Below are 17,640 nucleotides of genomic sequence, written 5' to 3' on the forward strand. Positions count from 1 at the left end.
ACGGACGGCGTGCCGGCGTCAGTGGGTCGACGCCTCGCGGGCCGTCCGTAGTTTGATCGCGGGCACGATCGTCACCGAGATCATCACGCCGAGCGAAATCACGAGAATCGACGCAAACGTGAGATGCAGCGACTGGTGCAGGACCAGCCGGGCGGCGTTGTCGCGCATCGTGTCAGCGGTTGAGTCGAGGAGTTGCCGCAGCTGGTCGGACGAGACGGCGGCGGTGCCCTTCGAGTGGCTCAAGCCGTAGTTGAGCACCGCGCCGAACATCGCCGCGCCGAGCGTGCTGCCCAGATTGCGCGAGAAGAGATTCGACGCCGTTGCGCTGCCGCGCTCCGACGGCGTCACGATTTCCTGGATCAGGATCAGCGAGCTGACGCTCACGACGCCCATGCCGAACCCCATCACGAGCGAGCCGATGCCCGCGAGAACTGGTGTGCTGCCGGGCGTCAGCGTGGTGAAGAACACGGCGCCAAGCGGCAGGAACACGCTGCCGGCGATCAGTGTGCGGCGCAGGCCGATCCGGTGAAACGTGCGCGCCGCGAGCGTGGCGCCGCTCGGCCAGCCGAGCATCATCATCGTCAGCGCGAGCCCCGCGACGACCGGCGAGCGGTGCAGCACGCCCTGCACGTACATCGGCAGAAACGTCGTCAGTCCCATCAGCGCCATGCCCGAGAGCACGGTGGCGACGTTGCACGCGGCGATCGGCCGGTGGCTCCACAGCGCGAATGAAATCATCGGGTCGGCGGCGCGTCGTTCCTGCACGACGAAGAGCGCGCCGCATACGACGGATGCGACCAGTTCCAGCGTGCCGCGCGCATAGTCCGACGTGCCGAAATCTGTCAGCGCCATCATGAGCGACGCAATCGAGAGCGTGAACAGTGCCGCGCCCGCGATGTCGATCGAAGGCTTGCCGTGCCGCTCGTGCTCGTGCAGATAGCGAACAAAGCCGATTGCGGACATGATGCCGATCGGCACGTTGATCCAGAAGATCCACGCCCACGAGAGATCGCGAATGATGAGGCCGCCGAGCATCGGCCCGATCACAGCCGAGATCGCCCACACGCTCGCGAGATACCCCTGAATCTTGCCGCGCTCGCGCGCCGGATACAGGTCGCCGACGATCGTCAGCGCGACGGGCTGCATGGCGCCGGCGCCGATACCCTGAATCAGGCGAAACGCGATCATCGCCGGCATCGACCACGCGAAGCCGGCCAGCACCGAGCCCACGATGAAAATCGCGATGCCGGTCAGCATGACTGGCTTGCGGCCGTACAGATCGGCGAGCTTGCCGAACACGACGGTCATCGCCGTCTGCGCCAGCAGGAACGACGAGAAAACCCAGCTGTACAGACTCAGCCCGCCGAGTTCGGTCACGATCTGCGGCATCACGGTCGAGACGATGGTGGCCTCGATCGCGACCATCGCCATCGAGGCCATCACCGAGGCAATCACCAGCGGTCTTACGGTTTTTGTGTGTTGTGACATGGGGGTTTCCGGTTTCAAGCCGGACGTGCGCGTGAATGTAGAAGGACGGTGCCGATGCCGCCGAGGGCAATCACGACCATGCCGAGCGCGGACCACCGATCGGGTACCTGGCTGAACAGCGCCCAGCTGAAGAGTGCAGCGAACGCGAGCTGTGCGTAACCAAACGGCGTGAGCAGCGCGAGTGGCGCGCGGCGCAGCGCCTGGAGCATCAACACGTGTCCGAGCGTCGCGAGCGAAGCCATCAGCAGCACGAGAATCCAGCTTCCGGATCGTACACGGCTCATTTCGGGAAGCAGCGTCGCCTGATCTGCCCAGAGCAGAAACGCAAGTGTGATGGTTGCGACGAGCGCTGTCAGGAAATTCGTGGTGATGGGGTCGCCGCTTTTCGAGAGCTTGCTGGATGCGACCTGAAAACAGGCGAAGGTTGTCGCGGCGCCAATGGGGAAAATCACGGTCCAGTTGAATTGCCCGCCGCCGGGGCGCACCACCATCAGCATGCCGATGAAACCCAGCACGACCATTGCCCACTTGCTGCGCGGCACGTCTTCGTTGAGCACGGTTGCAGCGAGGAGGGTGGTGATGAGCGGCGCCATCATGGCGAGCGAGGTCGTGACGGGCAGCGGCAGATAACGCAGGCCGGCGAACGTGCAGGCTGAATTGGACAGCAGCAGGAACGCGCGCAGAAACTGCAGCTTCAGCGCGCCGGTGTTGCGAAAATGCCGGGCGCCGCGCCGTGCCTGCCACACGCCGAGCACGATCGCCTGGAAGAAGTAACGCACCAGCAGGAGCGCCAGCAGCGGGACCGCCGTGCCGATCGCCTTGACGGTTGCATCGCTGGCCGCGAACGTCGCGGTCGTCGCGATCATGACGAGCACGCCCGCCCCGGCGGTGACCGGTAGCGAAAAGCCGCGCATGCGGGCCAAAACTTCCATCGGGCTCTCTTGTTGTGGGCGCGGATTGTTCGGGTTTGCGCTCGAATCCGGTTCGCCGGGCTCGTTGCGCTGGGGTCAATTATGACGATTAAAGTGAAAGGGTGAACCCATGCAGGGGAAAAAATGAACGACGAAGGTCCTGCTGGCCAGGATTGCACCGGCGAAACCGGGTGGTCGGCCTGCCTCTGGCCTGCTACGCTTTCTGGCGGGAGCGAGGTTCGAGCCGGGTCGTCGCCGCTGTGTGACGATTCAGATATCTTCGCTTCCATCCCCAGGGACCTCACGCCGATGCCAGCTACCATCCGCAACTCGCTCGTCTGGATCTTCGAGGCATTCGAGCGGGAGGCAACCTTCATTCGCAAGCCAATGTTCGGCTGCGAAGCCGCCTATGTCGATGGCCTGTTATGTCTGGTCGCGGCCGATCGCGACGAGCCCTGGAACGGCTTGCTGGTCTGCACGTCGCGAGAGCGCCATGCCGCTCTCATCGAGGACATGCCCGCCCTGCGGCCGCATCCCGTCCTTGGGAAATGGCTGTATGTGCCGCAAGCCGATCCGGCGTTTGAAGACGTCGCGGAAAGGCTGACAATGCTCGTGCTGGCGCGCGACGGGCGAATCGGCGTCGAGCCGAAGCCGCGCCGACGTGGTGGAAGATCGCCGCTTCCAAAGACATAAGGCGTCGCTCCAGGCGATTTCTTTATACGACGAGGGCGGCCCGTACGACCCACTGGACGCCCGGCCACGGAGATCACCGCTCAGTGCCCGTGTCGCTCCTCAACAGCTACCGGTGTCTGTTTCGATTGCCGGCTCAGCATCAGCGTGACGACGGCGGACACCGCGAGCGTCGCGCCCACTACGTACAGGCCCGCTGAATAACCCCCCGTTACGTTTTTGAGCCATCCGATCGCGAACGGACCGACGAAGCCGCCCAGATTGCCGACCGAGTTGATCATCGCGATTCCCGCCGCCGCACCGGCGCCTGACAGGAACATGCTGGGCATCGCCCACAATGGCGCCTTGGCCGCGCTGATCCCGATGTTCACGATCACGAGCGCCAGGATGATCATCAGCGCGGTAGCCGCGTTACCGGCAAAAACGAATCCAAGGCACGCCACGACACATGGAATGACAACGTGCCATGTGCGCTCTTCCGTGCGGTCCGAATGCCGTGCCCACACGATCATCGCGATCACCGCGAGGATGCTCGGTATGCCTGCCAGCAGACCCGTTTCGAACAACCCGAACCCATACTGGCGAATGATCAGGGGCGCCCACAATCCGAGTGTGTACAGCCCCGCCGACGTGCCAAAGTAGATGAGCGCGAGTGCGAGCACACGCGGATCGCGCAAGGCGCTTAGCGCACCAGCGGTGTGGCCGGCATGCGCCTGCCTCGCCTCCGCTTCCGTCTTCATCTTCGCGATCAGCCATGCGCGCTCTTCCGGTTGAAGCCACTGCGCTTTCGCCGGCGTGTCCGTCAGGTACTTCAGCACGAAGAAGCCGAGAATGATCGCCGGCACCGCTTCGAGAATGTAGAGCAACTGCCAGTCGGCCAGTCCGGCGACTGGAGGCAGCTTCATGATCGCGCCGGAGAGCGGCGAGCCGATCGCGGTCGAGATCGGCGCGGCTGCCATGAACCATGCCGCGGCGGCCGCACGTTGACGCAACGGGAACCACAGGCTCAGATACAGGATGATGCCGGGGAAGAAGCCCGCTTCGGCGACACCCAGCATAAAGCGCAGCGCGTAGAAGCTGTTTGGGCCGACGACGAACGCCGACGCGAACGACACGATCCCCCACGACACCATCACGCGGGCAATCCACCGGCGCGCACCGACCCGGTGAAGAATCAGGTTCGACGGCACTTCGAACAGGAAGTAGCCGATAAAGAACAGTCCGCCGCCGAAACCAAAGGCGGCAGGCGAAAGGCCGATGGCCCTGTTCATCGTCAGCGCGGCGAAGCCCACGTTGACGCGGTCGAGAAAACTCACGAAATACAGCAGCATGACAAACGGAATGATCCGCAGCATGAGCTTGCGGGACACCCGGCTTTCGAGTTCGGAAATCATTGTCTCCTCCTTGGAGGTTTGAGCGGTGCTCTATTCAGATTTCGATGTGCTCGCATCAATACACCCTGGCAACCGGACTTCGATGACGCGTGACATTGCCCGTCTCAAGAGGGTTGCCGCCCTGTATTCGCCGCACTCGGGACGAGCCCGGCCACCACGCAGACCGGACCCCTGCGGAGCCGCCGATGGCGCTTAAGCCGCTTAAGCCGCGTTGGCTGCAGGCACCGCGGCTTTCTCGATGAACGCGCAGACGGCGGCCGTCACCTGCGCCGTCGTTGCCGTGCCGCCAAGGTCACGGGTGTGGAGCGACGTGTCCGCGGTCACTGCTTCGACGGCTTGCATCACGCGTTTGGCCGCGTCGAATTCGCCGAGGTGTTCGAGCAGCATGACGACTGACCAGAAGGTGCCGACCGGATTGGCGAGACCCTTGCCCATGATGTCGAACGCGGAACCGTGGATCGGTTCGAACATCGACGGATAGCGGCGTTCCGGATCGATGTTGCCTGTCGGCGCGATGCCGAGGCTGCCGGCGAGTGCGGCGGCGAGGTCGCTCAGGATGTCGGCGTGCAGGTTGGTGGCGACGATCGTGTCGAGTGTGGCCGGGCGGTTGATCATGCGGGCGGTCGATGCGTCCACCAGTTCCTTGTCCCATTTGACGTCCGGGAATTCCTTCGAGATTTCGAGCGCGATTTCGTCCCACATCACCATTGCGTGACGCTGCGCGTTGCTCTTCGTAATGACGGTCAGCAGTTTGCGCGGACGCGATTGCGCGAGACGGAACGCGAAACGCATGATCCGCTCGACACCGGCGCGCGTCATGATCGACACGTCCGTTGCGGCTTCGATCGGATGTCCCTGATGAACGCGGCCGCCCACGCCGGAATATTCGCCTTCCGAGTTTTCGCGGACGATGACCCAGCTCAGGTCTTCCGGCTTGCAGCGCTTCAGCGGCCCATCGATGCCCGGCAGGATGCGGGTCGGACGCACGTTCGCGTACTGGTCGAAGCCCTGGCAGATTTTCAGGCGCAGGCCCCACAGCGTGACGTGATCAGGAATGTCCGGATCGCCGGCCGAGCCGAACAGGATCGCATCCTTGTCGCGGATTGCGTCGAGCCCGCTGGCGGGCATCATGACGCCATGCTCGCGGTAGTAGTCGCCGCCCCAGTCGAAGTTTTCAAACTCGAATGCGAACGACCGGGTGGTCCTGGCAAGTGCTTCGAGGACCTGCGCGCCAGCGGGGATGACTTCCTTGCCGATGCCGTCGCCGGGGATGGTTGCGATGCGGTAGGTTTTCATGCCGCCGTCCTTCAGGTGTCGTTGGGGTAGGCGAACTTTACCCATCTCCGGACGTGAAAACCGGTGCTAAACTCAAAGCATCTTTAACTTTAATTCATAAGTAAAAGTCATGCGCGACACCGTCGAACCGTCGGATTTAAGTTTCTTTTCGACGCTCGCGGCGTCCGGCAGCCTGAGCGCCGCCGCGCGGGAGCTGGGGCTGACGGCAGCGGCCGTCAGCAAGCATCTGACGCAGATGGAGCGTCGCGCCGGTGTTCCGCTCGTCAACCGGACCACGCGGCGGATGATGCTCACGCCGGAGGGCGAGTTGTACCTCGAGCACGCGCGCCGGATCCTCGACGGGATCGACGAGCTGGCCGAATTGCTGGGCACCGCGAAGAAAAGTCCGAAGGGTTTGCTGCGCGTGAACGCGACGCTGGGCTTTGGGCGCAGCCATGTTGCCCCTGCGATCTCGCGCTTTGTCGCGAAGTACCCGCAGGTATCGGTTCAGCTTCAGTTGTCGGTCACGCCTCCGCCGCTGACGGACGATACGTTCGACGTCTGCATCCGGTTCGGCGAGCCGCCCGACACGCGGGTGGTCGCGCGTCTTCTCGCGACGAACCGGCGGTTGCTGTGCGCCGCGCCATCGTACATCGCGGCACGCGGGATGCCGATGACCGCGCACGACCTGACGCGGCACAACTGCATTGGCATCCGCCAGGGTGACGAAGCCTACGGCGTGTGGCGCCTGACTTCGGGCAGGGGTGCGTCCCGTAAAACGGAGGCGGTGCGTATCAACGGGTCGCTGACGACGAACGACGGTGAAATCGCAGTGAAGTGGGCGCTCGAAGGGCACGGCATACTGATGCGGGCCGAGTGGGACATCAAACAGTATCTCGCCGATGGCTCACTGGTTCTGGTATTGCCCGAGCATGACACGCCGAACGCCGATATCTTTGCCGTCTATTCGCAACGACACCAGATGTCCAACCGGATTCGCGCGTTTGTCGATTTCATCGCACACGATCTTCGGAGCGAAGCGGGGGAGGTTGCATGAGCGACCGCTCAGGCCGGGGAGCGGTCCGGCGTGTTGTGCGTCGACAAACAGCTCTTGATCGGCGAGGAGACGTTGCCGGGCAGAACGGGCAGTGTCCATTGTTGCGTTGCAGATTGCGGGGACGCAACAACGGACACGGAGGAAAGGGGAAGGATTCCTTAATTAGTCAAAATTCCGCACGCAGCGAAACCCCGCATACACGTATTGATAACGCGGCTGGAACCAGTTGCGAAACGTCGGGCGCAACATGCATGCCGCGGTGCGCGCTGAGCCGCCCTTGAGCACGTAATGCTGGCCGTCGAAGAAGTTCGCCGAATAGCCGAGGTAAAACGGAAACGCGTCGAAACCCGGCAATGCATCGAACACAGTCGATGTCCATTCCCAGCCGTTGCCGAACTGCCCGACGACGCCGAACGCGCTGATGTTATCCGGATGCGCGTGGACCTCCTGCGGATCCCAGCTACGGAAATCGAAATTGCCCGATGCCGCGTGCGGCGCGCCGTGCGCCGCGCGCTGCCACTGCGCTTCGGTGGGCAGCGCCTTGCCGGCCCAGCGTGCGTACGCGCTGGCTTCGGCATGACTCACATAAACCGGCCAGGTTTCGGGCAGGACGATGTCGTCGAACATCGTGCGCAGCTTCCACATGCGCTCGCCGTCCTGCGTCGCGAGCGACCAGCCCGCGGGATGCTCGATCTGTTCGGCTTCCCGCCACGCCCAGTCCTTGCCGGTCCACAGCGACGGGTCGCGATAACCGCCCGCTTCGACGAACGCGCGATACGCACCGTTCGTCACCATATGACGGTCGATCTCGAACGCCGGCACATCGACACGCAACTCGCCGAATTCGTTGTCCCAGCCGAAGACACCATCCTCGCGCACCATGCCGAGCGCGGTCGGGCCAGCGGGTACGCTGACCATTCCGTCATCGGGATGGCCGGTCTGGGGTTCGGTGATGGAGCGCCGCGGCGCGACTTTCTGCTCGAGGGGCAACTGGTGCAGCATGTACGCGAGCGTTTCGGCATGCATCAGCCGGTGCTCGATCGCGACGTGCAACAACTGTTCGGCCGAAGCGGTGCGCATGCCTTCGCGCACGAGTTCAAGCGTGGCAAGCTTCCGGTCGATCTGCGCGCGCGCCTCCGCGGCGTATTCGTTGACCACTTCGAGCGAGGGCCAGTCAGACGGCACGTCAGTCGGAAAGCCGCCGTCGACGGGATCGATGCCGAAGGCGAACAGCTGGTCGAGTTCGGGGCTGAGCGCGGGGAGGTCGAACAGACGCCGGTCGAAAAGGTTCCGGTCGAACGCTTCGAGATGGCCGATATAGAACACGATCCGGTGCCGTTCGCGGATCGGACGTTCGTAGAGAAACTCAGGTTTGACGACGGCAAACAACGCGTCCGAGACGCGGCGGGCTTCGATGAGTCGATGGATGAGCGGGTGCTGCAAGGCGGGTTCGCGATTCATTGCACCGGGTCTCCTGCTAGGGGACAGTCTGAAACTGTACCTGCTTGCAGGAGGCATGCCAAGGCGAAATGTATCGCGATCAGGTGGCCGGCTTGACGCCGCCGTGCCAGCGTGGCGCGCGCGGGAGAATGGCGATTCTGGCCGGCCGCCGTGGTTTTATAGCTGACGCAAACCGTCGAAATCGACGATGCGGATGAATTTGCCCTGTATGTCGATCAGGCCACGCTTTTGAAATCTTGACAGCGTACGGCTGACCGTTTCAAGCGTGATGCCGAGGTAGCTGCCCATTTCCTCACGCGTCATGCGCAGGTTGAATTCGTTCGACGAATAGCCACGCTGTGTGTTGCGCTCCGAGACATCCAGCAGGAACGCGGAGACGCGTTCGTCGGCGCTCTGTGAGCCGAGCACCATCATCTGCCTTGCCTCGCTCACGATCTGCTCGCCCATCAGTTTGTGCAGCCGGTCCTGCATCGTGCCGATTTCGCGGCACAGACGCTTCAACGCGGGATACGGCACGATGCACACGGAACTGTCCTCGAGCGCGACCGCGCTGCACGCGTGCGTATCGTTACTGATGCCATCGAGGCCGAGCGGTTCGCCCGCGAGTTTCAGTCCGATCACCTGTTCGCGACCGAGGCGATGCGACATCACCGTTTTCAGCGCGCCCGAGCGGACGGCGTACAGGTTGTCGAACGAGTCGCCCGTGCGAAAGAGCACCTCGCCGCGCCGCACGGTGCGCGCGCTGCAGATGAGCGCCTCGAGTTTTGGCAGGTCTTCGGCGCACAGGCCCTGCGGCATGCAGAGTTGCCGCATCGCACAGGTCGAGCAGCGGGCGACATCGCGCCGCGCACGCACGGGCGCGGTGGCCCGGACAGGCCGGTGCGCGACAGGCGTGGGAAGCGCGACAGACGGAAGCGCGATGGGATTGAGCATGATCGGTTAGCCCGGAAAGTGTTGTTGCCCTGATTGTCCCACCGGCCTTTGCGCGGCCTGAGTGACAAAAGGACGCGCGGCTGTGTGAGAGTCGCGTCTTGAAAAGGTCAGACAGAGAAAGGAGCGACGCAAGCGCGCAGGATATGACCCGGTCAGCTATGCGCTGAATCAAACATCAGCGTAAATGATCACCGAAAAGCGCCGAAACTGCCTTGATGTAAATCAAGTCGTCAGGTCGTTGGTCTTGACCGGGAGAAGGGACAGGATCAAGACCTGGCAAGGCTTCCAGCTAACAAAAGGCTTGCCGTCAATCAGAATCAGACGGGTAACTTGTCCAGTTTGCCTTACAATCATGCTCTATTCAGACAAGCTGCGACATCGACGATGAACGAGCGCAAATCTTTGGGTCTGCCCGACAAGATCTACGGCGATATCCTGAACCAGATCCTGGAAGGCGAGTACCGGGAGGGCGAGCGGCTACCTACCGAGCACGCGCTGGCCGAGCGTTTCGAAACGTCGCGCCCGACGGTGCGTGAAGCGCTGGCCCGTCTGCGAGCCGACGGGATCATCGTGACGCGCCACGGTTCGGGTACCACGGTCGCGCGCAGGCCCGATCCGGACGTGCGCCGCTTTGCGCCGCTCGAAACGCTGTCCGATATCCGCCGTTGCTATGAATTTCGCATCGTCACCGAAGCAGGCGCGGCGGCGCTCGCCGCACAGCAGGCCGACAGCGACGATGTCGCCGCCATCCAGCACGCGTGGGACGAGCTCGAACGCGTCATCGAAACGCAGGGCATCGGCGCGCACGACGACTTCTCGTTTCATCTGGCCGTGGCGCGGGCGTCGAAGAACCAGTTTTTCATCACCGTGATGTCGTTCATCGAAGAGCAGATCGTGTTCAGCATGAACCTCTCGCGCAACCTGTCGCTCGTGAAGACGCTGGAGCGGCAGCGTCTCGTGCAGCGCGAGCATCTGGCGGTGCTGGAAGCGATCCGCAGCAAGGATGCGGCCGCGGCGGGGCAGGCCATGCGCGCCCACCTCGAAAACGCGCTCGACCGGATGTTCGGCTCGTAAGCGCCGCGCAAACCGGACCGGCTCCCGCCCGAATCCGGTTTGAACCCGACCTGAACCGGCAACCCGGCAACCCCTCAAGCCGCCGCGGCCATCGGACCAAACAGCGCGGCCCGCGTCTGCGGACTGACCGCGATCTCCAGCGCCACCGCATTTTCGACGCCGATGCGCAGCGGCGGCCCGAGCCGTCGCAGTTCGATACCGGTTTTGCGCAGCAGCCGCTCGATAGGCGTCGTCGTGACGGTCACGTAGCGCGTGATGCCCATCTGGTCGGCGAAGGTCACCAGCTCGTGGATCGCGTGCATCGTCAGATCGGCAAAGCCAAACGTTTGCTCCTCGCCGCCGGTTTCGACGACAAAACGGCTCAATTCCCAGATATGCCGGCCGACCGGCGCCGCATCGCCATGCAGCAGCTGCGGGAACGTGTCCCTCAGCATGTTCGGCCCTTCGGTCGGCATCAGACGCCAGCAGCCGCGCACGGCCCCCGCCTTGTCCTGGATGAGCATGTAATGCGGCCCGAGCGCGTCGTAGCCATCGATCTCCATGCCGGCGATGGTCGGTATATCCCATCCGAGCCGCCCATGAAACACCCGGGCGCGCAGCCGGTACATCTCGTTGATGTGATCGTTGTCGAATTCCTGACGCAGGCCAATCCGGATTGCTGCTTGCATGTCGTTCTCCCTCACGTGTTGGTGAACCAATACGCATGGAAACTTATGCATTTCGGGTAAGAATTCCACCTACCCACCTGGATAGGTGTGCCCGGTTCCGGAGTCCGTGGAGAATCGATTTATCAATCCCGGCGGTAGCCAGTCAAACAGGCGGACATCATGGAACTACTTGAAAATTATTGGCAACCGGTACATCGCACGAGCACTCCGGTGCGAGTGCTGGAGCCCGCGTCGCCCGTCGACCGCGTGTTCATCATCGCGTTTCGCAAGAAGAAAAAAGAGAGCCAGCGCCGCTTCTGGTCACGCTTTGGCGTCACGCAGTCGCGTGGCAGCCGCTTCGAATCCGGCGCGGAAATTCCGGCGCCAGTGGCGATCCTGCTTGGGCTTTATTTCACGAAAACCGTCTCCGACAGCGATCTCGGCCGGGCAGAACGCGCGCTGCACGAGAAGGGCTTCGACGTCGTCAGGCAGGATCAATAACGCCGAGTTGCGTTGCGATGACCGCGGCCGCGCGCCGCGAGTTCACACCGAACTTCGCGCGGATGTTCTTCATGTGAAAGTTCACGACTGCTTCCGAGCAGTTCAGGATGTGTGAAATCTCCCACGTGGACTTGCCGCGTGCAGTCCACTTCAAACATTCGCGTTCACGCGGCGTGAGCCTCGGGATCAGTTCCTGCGTGTGTACGCTCATATGACGCTGGCTCGTGTCGATCACCAGGTCGCGCAGCAACACCAGATTCGGCAGCGCGACGTCCACATGCCGCCAGAATGCGTCGCCAGGCATGCTGTCGTTGACAAAGCACAGCATGCCCGCTTCCTGGCGTGGCCCGTGAACGGGCAACGTGACGCCGGAGCGCAACCCGTATGCGCGGGCTTCTTCATACATCGATTGCTGGGGTTCGGTCGTAAAGATCTCGGGCGACCACACGAGCGGCGAGGCGCGCGTCGCGCAGTGCGAGACGGTGGGATCGATGTGCATGAGGCCCTGCTCGTCGTAGGCGCGCCGCCAGGACGTGGGATAGGTGCTGCGCACGTACGCGTCCTCCAGGCGCAGGCCCGGGCGCGGCAGCATCGCCAGCAGAACCTGGTTGAACCCCCATCCGTCGGCGAGACGGGTGATGGCGTCGAACCATGCGGCTTCATCGGTGGCCTCGAGCAACGGTGACATCTGCTCGATGAAATGTAGTGACACGGATCGCTCCCTCGGATCACGGCAGGCCAGGTCGCGGACAAGAACGACGCGAATACCTGGTTCGCGCCTGTCTGTTTCACTAATTTATCACCATTTTTTTATTCTGCCCGGCAATTCGTATGGATATTGGGCTGATCAAAAGCGGCGATTTGAGTTGATTTTTTGCATTTTATCGTGCCCCGACTGGCGGGCGTCCCTGGTAGATGGGCCTTCTGCGCTATATCGACTGAAACATAGCGGAATAGAATCGGCATTTTGAATCGGCTTTAATCCCGACCGGATTGATATAAGACTGAAAAACCCTTCTGGCGTAATTGACAAAAACTCAGCTATGACGCGCCGGAAAGTATCGACGCATTCAGACCTGAAGAATTTTGTTGTCATACGAGAATAAGAGACGCATAACAGCGTGGGTGCAATCAAAAGGGGCGGGTTTTCGACAAAAACAGCCGGAAAATCCGGCTTTTATGCTGCGTTGCGACGCGAATGGCTCCGGCCATCAAAGAGCATGGTCATAGAAAACTTGTTTGACAACATTTGATCTGCGGTGCTACCCTGGCAGTCAATCATCGAGTTGATCCGTTTGCCGGGGTGCCATGAACGTCTCTCCAATTTCCGACAGCGAGTTTGCCGCCAGCGTGATGGCGGTGCCGCCGCTTGCCCGCCGCGCCGATTATTCGCTCGACGCCGCACAGAACCAGAAGCTGATCCACCACATCGAGGCAGGCGGCGTGCGCACGCTGCTTTATGGCGGCAACGCGAACCTGTATCACGTCGCGGTCAGTGAATATCGTGATCTGCTCGATCTGCTCGCCGCGTGCGCCGCGCCCGGAACGCGCGTGATTCCAGCCATCGGCCCTGACTACGGCAAGATGCTCGACCAGGCGCGCATTCTCGCGCAGACGAACTACCGTACCGCGATGGTCCTGCCGCTCGCCGGCCTGACTACGTCCGAGGGCGTCGAAGAGGGCCTTGCGCGCATCGTCGATATGGCCGGCATGCCGCTTACGCTTTACATCAAGAACGAGAACTACGTCGATGTCGATGCACTTGCGCGTCTCATCGATCGCGGCACGCTGATCGCCGTCAAGTACGCGATCGTTCGCGATAACCCGACCGATGACGTCTACCTGAAGCGCCTGCTCGAAAGCGTGAACCCCGCGAAGGTGATCTCGGGCATGGGTGAGCGTCCCGCGCTCGTCCACGTGCGCGACTTCGGTCTCGCTGCATGGACGACCGGTTCGGGCTGCATCGCGCCGCACGCGGTCATGGCGCTTCTGCGCGCCGCGAAGGAAGGCCACACGGACGAAGCGCAGCGCATCGGCGACGCGTTCATGCCGCTCGAAACGCTGCGTGACGACATTTCGCTGATCCGCGTGCTGCACGACGCGGTGACGTTCTCGAAGATCGCCGACATGGGCCCGATCCTGCCGCTACTCAGTTCGACGCCGGTCGAGCATCATGCGAAGATCGCTGCTGCAACCGAAGCGCTCCTCACGTTCGAGCGTCAGAACGCCGCTTAGCCGGCGCGAGCGCGACGATGCTTCCCACTATCTGATTTTCGCCGCGCGGTGAATGCAGGCCGACGCCCGCGGCGCCCGACTGGAGTTTCAAGATGCAGATCACAGGAGAGATGCTCATTGGCGCATCCGCCGTGCGCGGCACCGAGGGCACGCTGCGCGCGTTCGACCCGGTCCACAACGCGGAAATCGAGCCGGTCTTCGGCGCAGGCAGCGCGGCGGACGTCGACCGGGCATGCGAACTCGCCGCGCTCGCGTTCGATCCGTACCGTGGCGCGCCGCTCGAAACGCGTGCGCGTTTTCTCGAAGCGATTGCCAGCAACATCGTCGCGCTGGGCGATGAACTGATCGAGCGCGCGCACATCGAAACGGCGCTGCCGAAAGCCCGTATAGAGGGCGAACGCGGGCGCACCGTCGGTCAGCTGAAGCTCTTTGCCTCGCTCGTGCGCGAAGGCCGCTGGCTCACCGCGACGATCGATTCCGCGATGCCGGACCGCAAGCCGCTGCCGCGTTCCGATCTGCGTCTGCGGAAGATTCCGGTTGGGCCCGTCGCCGTGTTCGGCGCCAGCAACTTTCCGCTTGCATTTTCAGTGGCCGGCGGTGACACCGCGTCGGCGCTCGCGGCGGGTTGTCCGGTCGTCGTGAAGGCGCATCCGGCGCATCTCGGCACGTCGGAACTGGTCGGTCGCGCGATCCAGAAAGCGGTGGCTGAAACCGGCTTGCCGGAGGGCGTGTTTTCGCTGATCGTCGGCGCGGGCAACGCGGTGGGCGAGGCGCTTGTCGCGCATCCGGCGATCAGGTCGGTCGGCTTCACCGGGTCGCGGCGCGGCGGGCTTGCGCTCGTCGATATCGCGTCGAAGCGCCGCGAGCCGATTCCCGTGTTCGCCGAAATGAGCAGCGTCAATCCGTTCTTCGTGCTGCCCGGCGCGCTCGCGAAACGCGGCGCGGCGATTGCCTCGGCCTTCGTGGATTCCGTGACGCTCGGCGTCGGCCAGTTCTGCACGAACCCGGGGCTCGTGATCGTGCTCGAAGGCCCGCATACGCAGACGTTCGTCGACACCGCCGCCCAGGCGCTCGCGAAGAAAGAAGCGCAGACCATGCTCTCACCGGGCATCGCTTCGGCGTACCAGGCCGCCGTCGCACGGCGCTCGGACACCAGCGGCGTGCAGAGCGTCGCGCAGGGCACGCAGTCGGGCGCCGCGTGTCCGGCGATGCCCGCGCTTTTCCTGACGGATGCCGTGCAGTTTCTCGCCAAAGCTGAACTCGAAGATGAAATCTTCGGACCGGCTTCGCTGATCGTCACGTGCCGCGACGTCGACGAAATGATCAAGGTGGCCGGTTATCTCGAAGGCCAGCTCACGGCGACGCTGCAACTCGAACCGGACGACTACGCGCTCGCGCGCAAGCTGCTGCCCACGCTCGAACGAAAGGCCGGCCGCATCCTCGCGAATGGCTTCCCGACGGGCGTTGAGGTGTCGCACGCGATGGTGCATGGCGGACCGTTCCCGGCCACGTCGGACGCGCGCGCGACGTCGGTGGGCGCGACCGCGATCGATCGCTTCCTGCGGCCCGTGTGCTATCAGGATCTGCCGGCCGAATTGCTGCCAGAAGCGCTGCGCGACGACAATCCGCTGAAGCTGTGGCGTCTCTTCGACGGGGAACTGGGCAAGCATTGAGCGGCCGTTGAGCCTTGACGGTGTCACGCCGCGCCATAGCCGCGCGGCGTGACCCGTTCGAGGTGGCCGTGACCGGGGTCGATCTGGCATCATCGCCAGTGCCGTGACGCGCCCCGTACGGTACAACCGCAAGGAGTCTCATGACAGACAACAGCCGCCGCTATCCCGATCCCGCCATCCGCGTTCTCGATCCTCGTTTTAACGCGCTGCGTATCGCTTCGGCATCGGTCGAATGTCTGTATCAAGGCGCGCGCTGGTCCGAGGGCCCAGTGTGGTTCGGCGACGGGCGCTATCTGCTGTGGAGCGACATTCCGAACAACCGCATCCTGCGCTGGGACGAAGCGACCGGCGCGGTGACGCCGTTCCGTCAGCCGTCGAACAACGCGAACGGCCATACGCGCGATCGCGAAGGGCGTCTCGTCAGTTGCGAACACCTGACGCGCCGCATCACGCGCACCGAATATGACGGCACGATCACTGTCCTCGCCGATCGCTACCTCGGCAAACGTCTGAATTCGCCGAACGACGTCGTCGTGAAGTCGGACGGCTCGATCTGGTTCACCGATCCGAGCTTCGGCATCGACGGTTTCTACGAAGGCGAGAAGTCCGAAGCCGAATTGCCGCAGTGCGTGTATCGCATCGACGGGCAGACGGGCGAGATCACGCTCGTCGCCGACGATGTCGAAGGCCCGAACGGCCTCGCGTTCTCCCCCGATGAATCGCGGCTGTATGTGGTCGCGTCGCGTGAGTCGCCGCGCACGATCCGCGTGTTCGACGTCGCCGCCGACGGCCGCACGGTCGGCCACAATCGCATCCTGATCGACGCGGGCCCCGGCACGCCGGATGGCTTTCGTGTCGATATTCACGGCAACCTCTGGTGCGGCTGGGGCATGGGCACGGACGAACTCGACGGCGTGCGCGTATTTACCCCGCACGGCGAAGCAATCGGCCATATCGCGTTGCCGGAGCGGTGCGCGAACGTGTGCTTCGGCGGGCGGCATCGCAACCGGCTTTTCATGGCGGCGAGCCACGGGCTCTATTCACTGTATGTGAACACGCAGGGTGTCAAAGGCGGCTGAGCCTGCTGGTTTCGCTGCGTGAAGTTGCCTGACAAGTATCGGGCTAAACCCGTAGACCGGCGCGCTTCCGCGCGATGTGAGGAAGACGCCAGATCGTTGACTGTAAAGGGATTGGCGAAGATTGTGCGGCGCACTGCCGCAAAATCGCCCGCCGATGATTTGCTTGACGTCAGACGTACGCGTTGGCAATGTTCGATAACGCGGGACGTGTACCGTCGGCAGCGCACCTGAACCGGCGGACTTCCATACCAAAGAAGCGAGGAGATACGATGACTTTATCTGGCAGGTTGTCTGTGAAAGTTGGGGCTGTCTGTCTGGCGGTCGGTGCGGCGTTCGCGCCCATGGCCCACGCAGCGGACCCGGTGACACTGAACATTGTCGACGTGGCGGGCGACCTTCAACTGACACAAAAGGGCTTCGAGGCGTTCAAGGCGAAGTACCCGAACCTGGTGTCGAACATCACGTTCACCAACGCGCCGGCGCCGCAACTGCCGGGCAAGATCAAGGCGATGCAGGCCGCGGGGCGCTCGGACATCGATCTCGTGCTGACGGGCACCGACGCGCTCGCCGCGGGCATCGAGCAGAACCTGTGGGAGAAGCTGCTGCCCGATCACGCGGCGGTGTTCCCGGGCGTGCTGGATAACTACGCGCCGGGCCCGCGCAGGATGCAGGACCTCGCACAGGGCTACGGGCTGGAGGTGGCCTACATGCCGGCCGGGCCGCTCCTTGAATACAACCCGGCGAAGGTGACCGATCCGCCGAAGACGCCCGAACAGCTGCTGCAGTGGTGCAAGGCGCATCCGAACAAGCTGATCTACGCGCGCCCGGCCAACTCGGGCCCGGGGCGCACGTTCCTGATGGGGCTGCCGTATGTGCTCGGCGACAAGGACCCGCGCGACCCGATCAACGGCTGGGACAAGACGTGGGCGTTCCTCAAGCAGCTGAACGACTGCGTGCCGTACTACCCGGGCGGCACCTCGGCGGTGATGAAGGAGCTGGGCGAGGGCACGCGCGACATGACGGTCACGGTGACGGGCTGGGACATCAACCCGCGCGCGCTGGGCATCGTGCCGGCGGACTTCCGGGTGCAGGCGTTCGACAACATGACGTGGGTGAACGACGCGCACTACATGGTGATCCCGAAGGGCGTGCCCAAAGAGAAGCTCGAGGTGCTCTACAAGCTGATGAACTTCATGCTGGAGCCCGCGCAGCAGGCGCTGAC

Annotated in this window: 16 protein-coding genes; 8 read left to right on the top strand and 8 right to left on the bottom strand. The window is 63.3% G+C overall.

Annotated features, from left to right (window positions below; all coding sequences use genetic code 11):
- Positions 1 to 18: 18 nt before the first annotated feature.
- Together BLV45_RS19790 and BLV45_RS19795 are read right to left on the bottom strand one after the other, a co-directional pair.
- Entirely contained in the window at positions 19 to 1,488 is a 1,470-nt protein-coding gene (locus BLV45_RS19790) for an MDR family MFS transporter (RefSeq protein WP_090535657.1), read from the bottom strand.
- A 14-nt stretch (positions 1,489 to 1,502) separates the two neighbouring features.
- Positions 1,503 to 2,420, bottom strand: a complete 918-nt coding sequence (locus BLV45_RS19795; protein WP_245753403.1) for a DMT family transporter — start codon at positions 2,418 to 2,420, stop codon at positions 1,503 to 1,505.
- 288 nt (positions 2,421 to 2,708) lie between these two features.
- On the opposite strand from BLV45_RS19795, the gene BLV45_RS19800 reads away from it, so the two are divergent.
- Complete coding sequence (locus tag BLV45_RS19800) at positions 2,709 to 3,092, top strand: hypothetical protein (RefSeq protein ID WP_090535658.1); 384 nt, start codon at positions 2,709 to 2,711, stop codon at positions 3,090 to 3,092.
- Between the two features lie 80 nt (positions 3,093 to 3,172).
- Here BLV45_RS19800 and BLV45_RS19805 read toward each other — a convergent pair whose 3' ends face one another.
- Both BLV45_RS19805 and BLV45_RS19810 read right to left on the bottom strand, forming a co-directional pair.
- The gene (locus BLV45_RS19805; RefSeq protein WP_090535659.1) at positions 3,173 to 4,483 is read right to left on the bottom strand and encodes an MFS transporter; all 1,311 of its coding nucleotides are present in this window, start codon (positions 4,481 to 4,483) and stop codon (positions 3,173 to 3,175) included.
- Between the two features lie 201 nt (positions 4,484 to 4,684).
- A complete protein-coding gene (locus tag BLV45_RS19810; protein WP_090535660.1) occupies positions 4,685 to 5,779 on the bottom strand; it encodes a tartrate dehydrogenase in 1,095 nt (364 codons plus the stop codon).
- 109 nt (positions 5,780 to 5,888) lie between these two features.
- On the opposite strand from BLV45_RS19810, the gene BLV45_RS19815 reads away from it, so the two are divergent.
- Positions 5,889 to 6,815 (top strand): LysR substrate-binding domain-containing protein, encoded by a 927-nt coding sequence (locus tag BLV45_RS19815; RefSeq protein ID WP_090535661.1) that lies wholly within the window; start codon positions 5,889 to 5,891, stop codon positions 6,813 to 6,815.
- A 162-nt stretch (positions 6,816 to 6,977) separates the two neighbouring features.
- Here BLV45_RS19815 and BLV45_RS19820 read toward each other — a convergent pair whose 3' ends face one another.
- Positions 6,978 to 8,276 (bottom strand): SUMF1/EgtB/PvdO family nonheme iron enzyme, encoded by a 1,299-nt coding sequence (locus BLV45_RS19820; RefSeq protein ID WP_090535662.1) that lies wholly within the window; start codon positions 8,274 to 8,276, stop codon positions 6,978 to 6,980.
- Between the two features lie 156 nt (positions 8,277 to 8,432).
- The gene (locus BLV45_RS19825; RefSeq protein ID WP_090535698.1) at positions 8,433 to 9,089 is read right to left on the bottom strand and encodes a helix-turn-helix domain-containing protein; all 657 of its coding nucleotides are present in this window, start codon (positions 9,087 to 9,089) and stop codon (positions 8,433 to 8,435) included.
- A gap of 504 nt (positions 9,090 to 9,593) precedes the next feature.
- Here BLV45_RS19825 and BLV45_RS19830 point away from each other — a divergent pair.
- Positions 9,594 to 10,283 carry a FadR/GntR family transcriptional regulator gene (locus BLV45_RS19830; protein ID WP_090535663.1) on the top strand — a complete coding sequence of 230 codons (690 nt, stop codon included), beginning with the start codon at positions 9,594 to 9,596 and terminating at the stop codon, positions 10,281 to 10,283.
- A 74-nt stretch (positions 10,284 to 10,357) separates the two neighbouring features.
- Here the strand turns inward: BLV45_RS19830 and BLV45_RS19835 are convergent, their stop codons facing one another.
- Positions 10,358 to 10,951, bottom strand: coding sequence for an acyl-homoserine-lactone synthase (locus BLV45_RS19835; RefSeq protein ID WP_090535664.1), 594 nt, complete (start codon positions 10,949 to 10,951; stop codon positions 10,358 to 10,360).
- Positions 10,952 to 11,110: 159 nt separating this feature from the next.
- Here BLV45_RS19835 and BLV45_RS19840 point away from each other — a divergent pair, with 159 nt between their 5' ends.
- Positions 11,111 to 11,431, top strand: coding sequence for a helix-turn-helix domain-containing protein (locus BLV45_RS19840; protein WP_090535665.1), 321 nt, complete (start codon positions 11,111 to 11,113; stop codon positions 11,429 to 11,431).
- Here BLV45_RS19840 and BLV45_RS19845 read toward each other — a convergent pair.
- Positions 11,415 to 12,119 carry a helix-turn-helix transcriptional regulator gene (locus BLV45_RS19845; protein WP_090535666.1) on the bottom strand — a complete coding sequence of 235 codons (705 nt, stop codon included), beginning with the start codon at positions 12,117 to 12,119 and terminating at the stop codon, positions 11,415 to 11,417. The two genes, BLV45_RS19840 and BLV45_RS19845, sit on opposite strands and share 17 nt — an antisense overlap.
- Positions 12,120 to 12,739: 620 nt before the next feature.
- Between BLV45_RS19845 and BLV45_RS19850 the strand changes: the two genes are divergently transcribed.
- The 4 genes from BLV45_RS19850 to BLV45_RS19865 form a co-directional block, all read left to right on the top strand.
- Complete coding sequence (locus BLV45_RS19850) at positions 12,740 to 13,666, top strand: dihydrodipicolinate synthase family protein (protein ID WP_090535667.1); 927 nt, start codon at positions 12,740 to 12,742, stop codon at positions 13,664 to 13,666.
- Positions 13,667 to 13,758: 92 nt separating this feature from the next.
- Positions 13,759 to 15,339, top strand: coding sequence for an aldehyde dehydrogenase (NADP(+)) (locus BLV45_RS19855; protein ID WP_090535668.1), 1,581 nt, complete (start codon positions 13,759 to 13,761; stop codon positions 15,337 to 15,339).
- 140 nt (positions 15,340 to 15,479) lie between these two features.
- Positions 15,480 to 16,418, top strand: a complete 939-nt coding sequence (locus tag BLV45_RS19860; RefSeq protein WP_090535669.1) for an SMP-30/gluconolactonase/LRE family protein — start codon at positions 15,480 to 15,482, stop codon at positions 16,416 to 16,418.
- 269 nt (positions 16,419 to 16,687) lie between these two features.
- A partial coding sequence (locus BLV45_RS19865) for an extracellular solute-binding protein (RefSeq protein ID WP_090535699.1) occupies positions 16,688 to 17,640 on the top strand: 953 nt, incomplete at its 3' end.

Origin of the sequence: Paraburkholderia sartisoli, from assembly GCF_900107685.1 — a bacterium.
Taxonomy (GTDB): Bacteria; Pseudomonadota; Gammaproteobacteria; order Burkholderiales; family Burkholderiaceae; genus Paraburkholderia; species Paraburkholderia sartisoli.

Bases quoted from the DNA above. Each gene is read 5' to 3' on its own strand.
- BLV45_RS19790 (WP_090535657.1), bottom strand. From the start codon at position 1,488: ATGTCACAACACACAAAAACCGTAAGACCGCTGGTGATTGCCTCGGTG.
- BLV45_RS19795 (WP_245753403.1), bottom strand. From the start codon at position 2,420: ATGGAAGTTTTGGCCCGCATGCGCGGCTTTTCGCTACCGGTCACCGCC.
- BLV45_RS19800 (WP_090535658.1), top strand. From the start codon at position 2,709: ATGCCAGCTACCATCCGCAACTCGCTCGTCTGGATCTTCGAGGCATTC.
- BLV45_RS19805 (WP_090535659.1), bottom strand. From the start codon at position 4,483: ATGATTTCCGAACTCGAAAGCCGGGTGTCCCGCAAGCTCATGCTGCGG.
- BLV45_RS19810 (WP_090535660.1), bottom strand. From the start codon at position 5,779: ATGAAAACCTACCGCATCGCAACCATCCCCGGCGACGGCATCGGCAAG.
- BLV45_RS19815 (WP_090535661.1), top strand. From the start codon at position 5,889: ATGCGCGACACCGTCGAACCGTCGGATTTAAGTTTCTTTTCGACGCTC.
- BLV45_RS19820 (WP_090535662.1), bottom strand. From the start codon at position 8,276: ATGAATCGCGAACCCGCCTTGCAGCACCCGCTCATCCATCGACTCATC.
- BLV45_RS19825 (WP_090535698.1), bottom strand. From the start codon at position 9,089: ATGCGGCAACTCTGCATGCCGCAGGGCCTGTGCGCCGAAGACCTGCCA.
- BLV45_RS19830 (WP_090535663.1), top strand. From the start codon at position 9,594: ATGAACGAGCGCAAATCTTTGGGTCTGCCCGACAAGATCTACGGCGAT.
- BLV45_RS19835 (WP_090535664.1), bottom strand. From the start codon at position 10,951: ATGCAAGCAGCAATCCGGATTGGCCTGCGTCAGGAATTCGACAACGAT.
- BLV45_RS19840 (WP_090535665.1), top strand. From the start codon at position 11,111: ATGGAACTACTTGAAAATTATTGGCAACCGGTACATCGCACGAGCACT.
- BLV45_RS19845 (WP_090535666.1), bottom strand. From the start codon at position 12,119: ATGTCACCGTTGCTCGAGGCCACCGATGAAGCCGCATGGTTCGACGCC.
- BLV45_RS19850 (WP_090535667.1), top strand. From the start codon at position 12,740: ATGAACGTCTCTCCAATTTCCGACAGCGAGTTTGCCGCCAGCGTGATG.
- BLV45_RS19855 (WP_090535668.1), top strand. From the start codon at position 13,759: ATGCAGATCACAGGAGAGATGCTCATTGGCGCATCCGCCGTGCGCGGC.
- BLV45_RS19860 (WP_090535669.1), top strand. From the start codon at position 15,480: ATGACAGACAACAGCCGCCGCTATCCCGATCCCGCCATCCGCGTTCTC.